7 protein-coding genes and 1 pseudogene are annotated in these 11,862 nt (G+C 65.9%); 6 read left to right on the top strand and 2 right to left on the bottom strand.

Going from position 1 to position 11,862, the window contains the following annotated elements:
- Both M0P34_RS08570 and sat read right to left on the bottom strand, forming a co-directional pair.
- Positions 1 to 750 (bottom strand): annotated as a pseudogene (locus M0P34_RS08570) (hypothetical protein); the annotation flags it as partial.
- A 181-nt stretch (positions 751 to 931) separates the two neighbouring features.
- Complete coding sequence (gene sat / locus M0P34_RS08565; RefSeq protein ID WP_291498454.1) at positions 932 to 2,203, bottom strand: sulfate adenylyltransferase; 1,272 nt, start codon at positions 2,201 to 2,203, stop codon at positions 932 to 934.
- A 928-nt stretch (positions 2,204 to 3,131) separates the two neighbouring features.
- Between sat and aprB the strand changes: the two genes are divergently transcribed.
- From aprB to M0P34_RS08535, 6 genes are all read left to right on the top strand, one after another.
- Entirely contained in the window at positions 3,132 to 3,623 is a 492-nt protein-coding gene (gene aprB / locus M0P34_RS08560) for an adenylyl-sulfate reductase subunit beta (RefSeq protein WP_291498452.1), read from the top strand.
- 64 nt (positions 3,624 to 3,687) lie between these two features.
- Positions 3,688 to 5,682: an adenylyl-sulfate reductase subunit alpha gene (gene aprA, locus M0P34_RS08555; protein WP_291498446.1), complete on the top strand. Its 1,995-nt coding sequence runs from the start codon at positions 3,688 to 3,690 to the stop codon at positions 5,680 to 5,682.
- 168 nt (positions 5,683 to 5,850) lie between these two features.
- A complete protein-coding gene (locus M0P34_RS08550) occupies positions 5,851 to 7,086 on the top strand; it encodes an FAD-dependent oxidoreductase (protein WP_291498444.1) in 1,236 nt (411 codons plus the stop codon).
- 5 nt (positions 7,087 to 7,091) lie between these two features.
- A complete protein-coding gene (locus tag M0P34_RS08545; protein WP_291498442.1) occupies positions 7,092 to 9,320 on the top strand; it encodes a hydrogenase iron-sulfur subunit in 2,229 nt (742 codons plus the stop codon).
- Positions 9,321 to 9,331: 11 nt separating this feature from the next.
- On the top strand, positions 9,332 to 10,513 hold the full coding sequence (gene qmoC, locus M0P34_RS08540) for a quinone-interacting membrane-bound oxidoreductase complex subunit QmoC (protein WP_291498440.1): 1,182 nt from the start codon (positions 9,332 to 9,334) through the stop codon (positions 10,511 to 10,513).
- Between the two features lie 51 nt (positions 10,514 to 10,564).
- Positions 10,565 to 11,242, top strand: coding sequence for a hypothetical protein (locus M0P34_RS08535; protein ID WP_291498437.1), 678 nt, complete (start codon positions 10,565 to 10,567; stop codon positions 11,240 to 11,242).
- Positions 11,243 to 11,862 lie beyond the last annotated feature (620 nt).

Here is an 11,862-nt window from a genome sequence, read left to right as displayed (position 1 = left end):
GGCGGCCGGGGCGAACGGACGACGCGCGGCGTCCTCCTCGCCGGGGCGCGGGGCACGGCGCTCGGGGCGGAAGTCGCGGCCCTCGGGGCGGGAAAACTTCGGGCCCCCCCCGGGCTTGCGGTAGGGCTGGTCCGGAGCGCCGGGCTTGCGGTAGGGCTTGCGCTCGTCGCCACGCGGGGCACCGGCCCCCTCGCGGGGCGCGCCCTCCCCGGGCCTGCCGGGCTTGTCGGCATACTTGCCGCCCGGCTTGCCGGAGTACTTGCCCCCGGGCTTGCCGGGCTTGTCGAAATAGTTCCTGCCGCCGGGCTTGCCGCCAGGCTTGTCGGAATAGTACTTGCCGCCGGGCCTGTCGCCAGGCTTGTCGGAATGGTACTTGCCGCCGGGCTTGTCGCCAGGCTTGTCGGAATAGTACTTGCCGCCGGGCTTGTCGGCGTATTTGTCCCCGGGCCTGTCGGGCCTGCCGGGCTTGTCGGCATACTTGCCGCCGGGCTTGCCGGCGTACTTGTCTCCAGGCTTGCCGGAATACTTGCCCCCGGGCTTGCCGGAATGGTACTTGCCGCCGGGCTTGTCGGCGTACTTGCCGCCGTACCCGCCTTCGGGCCTGCCGGATTTGTCGTCGGGCCTGCCGCCGGGCTTGCGCCCACGGTCCTGGCCGTTCCCGGATTTGCCGGAAAATTCGCGGGACCCCTGGGCGGGCTTGCGCGGACGCCCCGACTTGGGCGCCTTGCCGTCTTTGTGCTGTTCGGTCATGGGATTCTCGGAGAAAAAAGGGGATCGGGGAGACGTTCCTATACCATTTGATGCATCCCCGGCAAGCGCGGAATTGCCCCCCGGCGGCGCGCCGCCGCGCGCAGGCACCGATTCATGAAAAAAACGGGAGGCATCCGAGGATGCCTCCCGTGGATCGCTGACGCGGCGTGAAGCCCGGAGGCTACTTCATCACGGCGCCGGAGGCGGCACCCTGCATCTTGATCTCGACCTTCTCGGTCAGACCCTCGTAGTACGCACGCAGGATTTCCAGGACCTCGTCGCGGCCGAAGTGATCCGGAACCTCGGCGCCCTCGGACAGGGCCTTGCGCAGCTTGGTGCCGGACAGGATGACGCGGTCTTCCTTGCCGTGCGGGCAGGTGCGCAGGGAGGCCATGCCGTCGCACTTGTAGCAGTAGAAGGTCCAGTCGATCTTCATGGGCTTGGTGATCAGCGCCTTGCCGGGCTCGGCCGGGTAGGGGATGCGATCGAAGATTTCCTGGGCCTCGAACAGGCCGTAGAAGTCACCCACGCCCGCGTGGTCGCGGCCGATGAGCATGTTGTTGATGCCGTAGTTCTGGCGGAAGGTGGCGTGCAGCAGGGCCTCGCGGGGACCGGCGTAGCGCATGTCCAGAGGATAGCCCGCGTTGATGACGTGCTCCTTCACGAAGTACTTGTCGATCAGGGTCTGGATGCACTTGATGCGGACCTGGCCCGGGATGTCGCCGGGCTTGAGGTTGCCGATGAGCGAGTGGATGACCACGCCGTCGCAGACTTCACAGGCGATCTTGGCCAGGAACTCGTGGGAGCGGTGCATGGGGTTGCGCAGCTGCAGGGCGGCGACGTTGGCCCAGCCCTTGGCTTCCATCTCGGCGCGGATCTGGGCCGGGGTCTTGTAGACGCCGGGGTAACGGTCGGCGTAGTCGCCCTCGGAGAGGACCTTCACCGGGCCGGCCAGGTTGAACTTGCCCTGGGCCAGGACCATCTGCACGCCGGGGTGATCCTTGGGAGCGATCTCCCAGAACTTCTCGCCCTGGGACTCTTCGCCGCTGCCGCGGTAGACCTTCTCGCACTCCCACTTCTTGTCGGCGTCGGTCAGCTCGTACTTCTCGGTGACCTGCATGGTCGCGAAGATTTCGCCGCCGTTCTTCAGGGCGATCTCGTCACCGACCTTCACGGACTCGTCGTTGGTGTCCAGGCACACGGGCACGGGCCAGAAGGTGCCGTCGGCCAGGGTGAAGTTCTCGCAAACGCTCTTCCAGTCGGCCTTGGTCATGAAACCGGACAGCGGAGAGAAGCCGCCGATGCCGAGCATGATCAGGTCGCCCTTGACGCGGTTGGAAATCTCCAGGGCCTTCAGGCCCTCGGCCTTCTTCAGCTCGGCCTTGAGGGCGTCGCCCTTGAGCAGGCACTCGACCAGGCCCTTGCCACCATGAGGGGGAACCAGTTTGGACATTTGTGGTCTCCTTTCAGCAATGAGTGTGAAACAGGAAGTTGATCCACAGCCTTTGGGGAGGCATCCGAATTTTCCCATTCAGGTTTGGACGTGCCGTCCAGAAATTCAGGGTGCCCGATTCGTCCTCTATCATCTCAATCAGCCGTTCGCTGGTGTTTGTGAAAAAAATGCGCAAATGTCAAGTGCCGTATTTTTAAGTTAAATACCAGCCGATTACATAATTGGACACCAGAGCAACCCAGGCGCCGCCCCCCCGCGGCCGGGCTCCGGGAGGCAGCCGCCCCCCATCCGCGCCCCGCTGCTCCCCACCCTGGCCCCGCGGGGACAAGGCCGGGGCGCACGCGGGCCGGCTGCGGAGAGCATCGGAAAAGAAATCAATGATACCAGAGGCGTATGCGCAAAGACGCACTGATTTTCCTTCTCAGCCCTTGCGCAGAATAGCCATTGCAGGTATACACACGCCTGCTGCCGGACCATATTTTCACAATTGGCGCGCGGAACGCCCCAAAGGCCAACGAGATCAAGGTGTTAATCACAGGCATCACCAGCTTGGGATAAAATTCACTTTCACCTTGACAAGGCAAACCCCGCTTGCTAGACAAAAGGCGCTTGTTCCATCCCTCACAAACTCCCGCCGGGAGCTGGGGGGAGCCGGAAACAGGCCGGGCCCCGACAGGGGCGGCGCCGAGGCGGCCGGATCGGCTCCGGCCCACGGGCAACTCCGGCATGCAGGCGCAAGGCGCAGGATCATTGACCGTTCCGACCCGACCCCGACGCCGCCTCGCGGCCGGTCGCCCGGAACGCCGCGCCACACGCACGGCTCGAAGGCGGGGAATGCCTTCCCTGCTTTTCATGTCCCCATCAATCGTGATGCGGGATATTCGGAGTTGGTTGTTTGTATCAACCCTAATATTGTTGGAGGACTAGTATGCCGACTTTTGTTGATCCCTCGAAGTGCGATGGATGCAAGGGTGGCGAGAAAACCGCTTGCATGTACATCTGCCCCAACGACCTCATGATCCTGGATCCTGAGGAAATGAAGGCGTACAACCAGGAGCCGGACGCCTGTTGGGAGTGCTACTCCTGCGTGAAGATCTGCCCCCAGGGCGCCATCACCGCGCGCCCCTACGCCGACTTCGCGCCCATGGGCGGCACCTCGATCCCGATGCGCTCCTCCGAAGACATCATGTGGACCATCAAGTTCCGTGACGGCTCCGTGAAGCGCTTCAAGTTCCCCATCCGCACCACCCCGGAAGGCTCCATCAAGCCCTTCGACGGCAAGCCCGAGCCCGGCGACATCGAGAGCGAGCTGCTCTTCACCGAGACCGCCCTCAAGGCTCCCAAGGAAGCCCTCTGCCAGAAGTTCGACGTGACCGACGGCGACAAGAGCCAGTGCTGGCAGGACATCCCCTGCGAGTAGGCCCCGCCGTGTGCCGGTTTGGGTGAACAAGACAGCAACAAGCGAATCATAAAGGAGCACTCAAATGCCTAAGATTCCTGTTAAAGAATCCACCAAGGGCCTGGCCCTGGCCGAGCCGACCATCGTCGAGCACGACGTCGACATTCTGATGATCGGCGGCGGCATGGGCAACTGCGGCGCCGCCTGGGAAGCCGTCGCCTGGGCCAACAAGTACGCCCCCGAGGCCAAGATCCTGCTCGTCGACAAGGCCGCCCTCGAGCGCGGCGGCGCCGTCGCCCAGGGCCTGTCGGCCATCAACACCTACCTTGGCGACAACGATGCCGACGACTACGTCCGCATGGTCCGCACCGACCTGATGGGCCTGGTCCGCGAAGACCTGATCTTCGACCTGGGCCGCCACGTCGACGACTCCGTCCACCACTTCGAGGAGTGGGGCCTGCCCGTCTGGTGCAAGGACGAGAACGACCACAACCTGGACGGCGCCGCCGCCAAGGCCGCCGGCAAGGCCATCCGCAAGGGTGCCAAGCCCGTGCGCTCCGGCCGTTGGCAGATCATGATCAACGGTGAGTCCTACAAGTGCATCGTGGCCGAGGCCGCCAAGAACGCCCTGGGCGAAGAGCGCTACATGGAGCGCATCTTCGTGGTCAAGCTGCTGCTCGACGCCAACCAGCCCAACCGCATCGCTGGCGCCGTGGCCATGAACGCCCGCGAGAACAAGGTCCACATCTTCCGCTGCAACTGCGCCGTGGTTGCCTGCGGCGGCGCCGTGAACGTGTACCGCCCCCGCTCCACCGGCGAGGGTCTGGGCCGCGCCTGGTACCCCGTGTGGAACGCCGGTTCGACCTACACCATGTGTGCCCAGGTCGGCGCCGAGATGACCATGATGGAAAACCGTTTCGTGCCCGCCCGCTTCAAGGACGGTTACGGCCCGGTGGGCGCCTGGTTCCTGCTCTTCAAGGCCAAGGCGACCAACTACAAGGGTGAGGACTACTGCGAGACCAACCGTGCCATGCTCAAGCCCTACGAGGAGCGCGGCTACGCCAAGGGTCACGTCATCCCCACCTGCCTGCGCAACCACATGATGCTGCGCGAGATGCGCGAAGGCCGCGGTCCCATCTTCATGGACACCAAGACCGCCCTGCAGACCTCCTTCGCCACCATGACCCCCGCCCAGCAGAAGCACCTCGAGGCCGAGGCCTGGGAAGACTTCCTCGACATGTGCGTCGGCCAGGCCAACCTGTGGGCGGCCACCAACTGCGCCCCCGAGGTTCGCGGCTCCGAGATCATGCCCACCGAGCCTTACCTGCTCGGCTCGCACTCCGGCTGCTGCGGCATCTGGGTGTCCGGTCCCGACGAGGCTTGGGTCCCCGAGGACTACAAGGTCCGCGCGGACAACGGCAAGGTCTACAACCGCATGACCACCGTCAACGGCCTGTTCACCTGCGCTGACGGCGTGGGCGCCTCCGGCCACAAGTTCTCCTCCGGCTCGCACGCCGAGGGTCGTATCGTCGGCAAGCAGATGGTGCGCTGGTACCTCGACCACAAGGACTACAAGCCCACCATCAAGGAAAGCGCCGCCGATCTCGCCAAGGAGATCTACCGTCCGTACTACAACTTCCAGGCCGGCAAGGGCGCTTCCACCGACCCGGTTGTCAACCCCGAGTACATCACGCCCAAGAACTTCATGATGCGCCTCATGAAGTGCACCGACGAGTACGGCGGTGGCGTGGGCACCTACTACACCACCTCCGCCGCGCTGCTCGACATGGGCTTCTGGCTCCTCGACATGCTGGAGGAGGACTCCAAGAAGCTGGCCGCCCGTGACCTGCACGAGCTGCTGCGCTGCTGGGAGAACTACCACCGCCTGTGGACCGTGCGCCTGCACATGCAGCACATCCGGTTCCGCGAGGAGTCCCGCTACCCCGGCTTCTACTACCGCGGCGACTTCCTGGGCCTGGACGACAGCAAGTGGAAGTGCTTCGTGAACTCCAAGTACGATCCCGCCAAGGGTGAGACTGCGATCTTCAAGAAGCCCTACTACCAGATCATCCCCGCCTAGTGGCCTAAGGCAAGAACAAGGTGGCCGCGGACCCCGCGGTCCGCGGCCACCTTCCCTTTGCGCACACGAGGCAGAAAATGGTCTAAGCCTGAGCCGTACAATGCGATATTGTTCAGGCTTAGGCCATTTTTAACAGCCTGGCCGGAACCTGATTTTAGGGAGGAACACATGCCAAACACCAGCGTGCTCGTTGTCGGTGGCGGTTTCAGCGGCATCACGGCCGCACTCGAAGCCGCGGAACTCGGACACGAGGTCTATCTCGTAGAAAAAACGCCTTTCCTGGGCGGCCGGGTCGCGCAGCTCAACAAATATTTCCCCAAGCTGTGCCCCCCGTCCTGCGGCCTGGAGATCCAGTTCCAGCGCATCAAGAAGAACAAGAACGTGAAGGTCTTCACCCTGGCCGAGCTGGTCTCGGTTTCCGGCCAAAAGGGCGACTACACGGCCAAGATCCGCATCCGCCCGCGCCACACGGCCCCGGGCAGCGCCGACCTCTCCGAGCTGGCTGGCGAGCTCCCGGCCCGCGCCGACAACGCTTTCGAGCTGGGCCTGGCCAAGCGCGGCCCGCTGCACCTGGACATGCCCTTCGCCTTCCCCGCGCGCTACGTCCTGGAAAAGGACGAACTGCGCGCCGCCGACCTGGAAACCCTGGAAGACAACGAATTCATCGATCTCGAAGAGACCGAGAAGGAGATCGAGGTCTGCGTGGGTTCCATTGTCGTGGCCACGGGCTGGAAGCCCTATGACGTGACCAGGCTGACCAACCTCGGCGCCGGCGCCCTCGACAACTGCATCACCAACATGCAGCTTGAGCGCCTGGCCTCGCCCTGCGGCCCCACCGGGGGCCAGATCCTGCGCCCCTCCGACGGCGCCGCGCCCAAGCGCGTGGCCTTCGTGCAGTGCGCCGGATCGCGCGACGAAAACCACCTGAACTTCTGCTCGTACATCTGCTGCATGGCCTCCCTCAAGCAGGCCACCTATGTGCGCGAGCAGTATCCCGACGCCCAGGTGACCATATTCTACATCGACCTGCGCACCCCGGACCGCTACCAGAAGTTCCGCGCCCGTGTCCTGGCCGACGAGAACATCCGCACCGTCAAGGGCAAGGTGGCCGCCGCCGCCCAGGGCGAGGGTGGGCAGGTAGTGCTCACCGTCGAGGATGCCGTCGCCGGGACCAAGTCCCACGAAACCTTTGATCTCGTCGTCCTCGCCACGGGCATGCAGCCCACCCTGTCTGGCGAGCGCCTGCCCATCGACGTGCCCGTCGACGAGGACGGCTTCATCGTCGGCGGCGAGGACAAGGGCATCTTTGCCGCCGGGTGCGCGAAGAAGCCCCTGGACGTGATGAAATCCGCCCAGTCTGGCACCGGCGCCGCGATGAAGGCGATCGAAACGGTGAGGAGGTAGAAACGATGGCCGAGAAAATTGGTGTCTATTTCGACGAATCCGCTATCGGCCCGTACCTGAACGTCGAGGATCTGGCCGAGAACGTCAGGAACCGCTGGGGCGGGAACTGTCCCGTCATCGAGACGAGCCCCATCCTCGCCGGCGAGGAAGGCCGCGCCATGATCGAGTCGGCCATCGAGGCCGGAACCATCGACGGCGTGCTCGTCTGCGGCTCTTCGCCGCGCGTGGACTGGCAGTTCTTCGACTTCGGCCCGGCCATCCCCGTGGAGCGCGTGAACCTGCGCGAGCAGTGCGGCATGTGCTTCCCCGAGGGCGAGGACGAGGAACTCAAGACCCTCATGGCCATCGACTACATCAACATGGGCATGATCAAGCTCCAGAAGACCCTGGTGCCCGAGCCCGAGCAGATCGAGACCGTGCGCACGGTGCTCGTGGTCGGCGGCGGCTGGACCGGCCTGCACGCGGCGCTGCACGCCGCCGGAGGCGGGGCCGACGTGGTCCTGCTCGAAAAGTCGGACCAGCTGGGCGGCAAGGCCCGGACCATGTACAAGACCGTGCCCCTGGCCCCGCCCTACACCCAGGCCCACCCCACCGGCATCGAGGACCTCATCGCCCGCGTCCAGGCCGAGCCGCGCATCGAGGTTGTCACCGGCGCCGAGATGCAGGCCCTGGAAGGCGCGCCCGGCGCCTACACCGCCAAGTTCACCAACGGCACGGAAAAGGCCGTGGGCGCGGTGATCCTGGCCACCGGCTGGGTGCCCCAGGACGGCAAGGCCCTGGCGCCCCTGGGCTACGGCAGCGTTCCCGGAGTGGTCACCACCGCCGAGTTCGAAGCCATGATGAAGGACGGCCAGCTCAAGGCCAAGCGTGTGGCCTTCGTGCTCAACACCGCCAAGGCCCTGCCCCGCGACCTCTACCAGCCCGCCTGCGCCCCCGAGCCCGCCGAAGGGGAGCCCGCTGGCGAAGAGGCCGAGGAGCCCGCGTTCAAGGACATGGAGAGCGCGCGGCACCTGCCTTACGCCAGCGCCGTGAACTCCGTGGTCGCCCTGAAGCAGGCCGGCTACGTCCGCGAGCTGGACGCCAACGCCCAGGCCTACATCATCTATGAAGACATGATGGTCCAGGGCATCCACGAGCGCTTCTACAAGGCCGCCCAGGACGACCCGGGCGTCATGCTCACCAAGGGCTATGTGGCCCGCGTGGAGCCGGGCGAGGGCGGCAGCGTGCTGCTGACGGTGAAGAACACCCTGCTCGGCCAGGACTTCGAGCTGGCCGCCGACCTGGTCGTCCTGCCCACGGGCATGGTGCCCACCACGGCCAAGGACCCGGTCATGAACTTCGTCTACCGCCAGGGCCCGGCCTTCCCGGACCTGGACCTCTTCGACGGGTTCTGCGACTCCAACTACATCTGCTTCCCCTACGAGACGCGCCGCACCGGCGTGTATGCGGCGGGCGCCGTGCGCCAGCCCATGCTCATGGACAACGCCGAGGAAGACGCGGCGGGCGCGGCCCTCAAGGCCATCCAGTGCATCGAGTCGGCCAACCGGGGCGTGGCGGTGCACCCGCGCTCGGGCGACCTGACCTACCCGAAGTTCAACTTCGTGCGCTGCACCCAGTGCAAGCGCTGCACCGAGGAATGCCCCTTCGGCGCGCTGGACGACGACGAGAAGGGCACGCCCAAGCCGAACCCCACGCGCTGCCGCCGCTGCGGCACCTGCATGGGCGCCTGCCCCGAGCGCGTCATCTCCTTCGACAACTACAGCGTGGACCAGATCGGCTCGGCCATCAAGGCCATCAAGGTGCCCGACAACATGGAGACCGACGGCCCGCGCATCCTCATCCTGGCGTGCGAGAACGACGCCTACCCGGCCCTGGACATGGCCGCCATGCGCGGCAAGAGCTGGAGCCCGTACGCGCGCATCCTCCCGGTCCGCTGCCTGGGTTCGGTCAACGCCATCTGGGTGGCCGACGCCATGTCCAAGGGCGTGGACGGCGTGATGATGCTCGGATGCAAGTACGGTGACGACTACCAGTGTCACTTCGTCAAGGGCTCCGAGATCTGTAACCGCCGCAAGGAGAACATCGCCGAGACCCTGAACCGCCTGGGCGTGGAACCCGACCGCGTCGAGCAGTACCAGGTCGCCATCGACGAGTACGACAAGGTGCCCGGGATGATCGAGGAATTCATGGCGATGATCCTTGAGAAGGGTCCCAACCCGTTCAAGGGCTACTAGGAGGAGATACCATGTCCAAGGCAGTAAGGATCGAACCCGATCTCCAGTTCATCAAAGACCTGCAGGCCGTGGGTGGCGACTCGCTCAAGAAGTGCTACCAGTGCGCCACCTGCAGCGTCGCCTGCCCGCTGTCTCCGGCCGACGCGCCCTATCCCCGCAAGGAGATGGTCTGGGCGCAGTGGGGCCTGAAGGACAAGCTGGTCAACGATATCGACATCTGGCTGTGCCACAACTGCGGCACCTGCTCGGACCTGTGCCCGCGCGGCGCCAAGCCCGGCGACCTGCTGGCGGCCCTGCGCAACATGGCCTACCGCAGCCTGGTCTCCCCCACCATCCTCGGCACCTGGATGAGCTCCTCCAAGTACCTGCCGATCCTGGTGGCCATCCCGGCGGCCCTGTGGCTGTTCGTGTGGTACCTGACCACGGGGCTGACCATCCCCGAGGGCGACATCGTCTTCGGCAAGATCTTCCCCGGCGACTACACCATCGACCCCATCATGAGCCTGACCTTCTTCTTCATGGTCGCCTCGTTCGTGCTGGGCGTCAGCCGGCTGATCAAGTCCTTCGGGGCCGCGGGCGGCACCTACTATGTGGGCGAGCACAAGAAGCCCTCCGTGCTGAACTGCATCAAGGACGTGCTGTTCAACGAGGTCGGCCAGCACGCCAACTTCAAGGAGTGCGGCGGCGAGGTCCAGAAACCCGAGGATGAGGAGCGCTTCAAGGGCCACCTCGCCCTGTTCTACTCCTTCGTCATCCTCGCGGTGGTCACGGGCCTGATCGCCTTCGGCCACTGGGGCGGCAAGGTCATCCACTTCCTGGAGCCCATGGGCCACACCCCGCTGCCGCTCTACGCGCCGCACAAGTTCGCGGCCCTGGTGGGCATGTGCCTGGGCATCTACGGCCTGGTCAAGCTGACCAGCCGCCGCATGAACCTGGACCAGTCCAAGACCAAGTCCAGCTACTACGACTGGTACCTGCTGGGCGTGGTCTGGGCCGTGTTCGCCACCGGCGCAGGCGCCCTGCTGTTCCGCCTGGCGGGCGTGGCCACCCTGGCCTATGTGACCTACTACGTCCACCTCGTGGCGGTCTGGATGCTGTTCGCCTACCTGCCCTGGTCCAAGCTCGGGCACCTGGTGTACAGGACCGTGGCGCTGATCTACGCCCGCTACATCGGCCGCGTGCCGCTGAGCTAGGGCCAAGGCAACCGAAGGAACCAACTTTCCTTACCACTGGAGGAAATGACAATGGCTGAGAGCGTTGACCGCAAAGTGTTCCCCATGGGTACCTTCGCCGCGTATCTGACCGGCGAGGACAAGGACGCCAACATGGCCGGCATCAAGGAGATGCTCGCCTACATGACCCAGCTCGAGATCGACGGCACCTCCCTGCCGTTCGCCGAGGCCGTGGCCAAGGCCTGGATCTACGAGCAGAACCCCGAGCTGATCCACATCGCCGGCAAGGCCGACCAGTTCGGCCAGCACGTCTCCGTGCCGGTGCTGCCCGCCGAGCTGACCTCCCAGGTGGCCGCCATCGTGAGCCAGCTCAAGGACACCCAGGCCAAGAACAAGGCCCAGGCCACCAAGATCTCCGAGCTGGAGAAGAAGCTGGCCGACACCCAGGCCGAACTGAAGACCGCCAAGGCCAAGGTCACCACCTACGAGGCCCAGCTCGGCGAAGGCGAGAAGAAGTTCCAGGTCTCCGAGGGCAAGGTCGACGGCTACATCGGCAAGGTCGACACCCTGCTGGCCAAGATCGAGGAAGTCATCAAGCACGGTGTGGTCACCAGCGCCGCCGGTGGCGCCGCCGCGGCCGGTGATGCCGCCGCCCCGGCCGCTGCCGCCGCCGTGGACAGCCCCGGCTCCGTCTCCTCGGACTTCGGCTTCGGCACCGACGACTCCGGCGGCGACAGCTTCGGCTTCTAGCCTCCGACGCCAGAACGCAGACAAGCCCCCGGCCCCGGCCGGGGGCTTTTTCTTATGCACCGCACGCCCGGGCCGGGGCCGCCGCCAGGGTCTGGCGCTGCGCAACCGGAAACATGGGCAGCACTGCTGTCCGGGAACATGGGGAACACGTTTGGAGCTGCCCCCCGGCCCAGGAGCCCCGCCGTCCACGGCGGGCCCGGCCGCGGTCGGCGCCGCCGCCCCGCCTGCTCGCCACCCTCGTTTTTCCCGCCCGCCGCGGCCACCGGCCAGGGCCGCCGCGCACCCCCTCCCGACATCCGCCCTGGCCACTGGACTCCCCCGCCATCCGGGGCCCCGGACGCCCTGCCCTGACGGCAGCCACCGCTGCAAGGGCCCGGACGCCCTGGCTCGGTCCCCAACCGCGCCCCCGCGCCCGAAGCATCCTGGGGGCACGACGGGCTGCCAGCCCGCCACCTCGCCCGCGCCCCCCACGCCCGAAGCCTCCTGCACGGCCGGCCCGCCGAGCCACAGGCCGGGGCCGTCGAGTGCCCCCCCGGCATCCTCCCTGGCCACTGGAAGCCGCACCCCTTCCATCCCCAGCCCACGCCCGAGCCTCCGGATGGCAGGGGTCTCCTCCCAAG

Origin of the sequence: Desulfocurvus sp. (assembly GCF_023230885.1) — a bacterium.
Classification (GTDB): Bacteria; Desulfobacterota; Desulfovibrionia; order Desulfovibrionales; family Desulfovibrionaceae; genus Desulfocurvus.
Note: the sequence above shows the minus strand (reverse complement) of the source record. Positions and strands in the feature narration are given on the sequence as shown.

What these genes read in the sequence shown, in the direction of transcription:
- sat (WP_291498454.1), bottom strand. Translation starts at nt 2,203, where the DNA reads ATGTCCAAACTGGTTCCCCCTCATGGTGGCAAGGGCCTGGTCGAGTGC.
- aprB (WP_291498452.1), top strand. Translation starts at nt 3,132, where the DNA reads ATGCCGACTTTTGTTGATCCCTCGAAGTGCGATGGATGCAAGGGTGGC.
- aprA (WP_291498446.1), top strand. Translation starts at nt 3,688, where the DNA reads ATGCCTAAGATTCCTGTTAAAGAATCCACCAAGGGCCTGGCCCTGGCC.
- M0P34_RS08550 (WP_291498444.1), top strand. Translation starts at nt 5,851, where the DNA reads ATGCCAAACACCAGCGTGCTCGTTGTCGGTGGCGGTTTCAGCGGCATC.
- M0P34_RS08545 (WP_291498442.1), top strand. Translation starts at nt 7,092, where the DNA reads ATGGCCGAGAAAATTGGTGTCTATTTCGACGAATCCGCTATCGGCCCG.
- qmoC (WP_291498440.1), top strand. Translation starts at nt 9,332, where the DNA reads ATGTCCAAGGCAGTAAGGATCGAACCCGATCTCCAGTTCATCAAAGAC.
- M0P34_RS08535 (WP_291498437.1), top strand. Translation starts at nt 10,565, where the DNA reads ATGGCTGAGAGCGTTGACCGCAAAGTGTTCCCCATGGGTACCTTCGCC.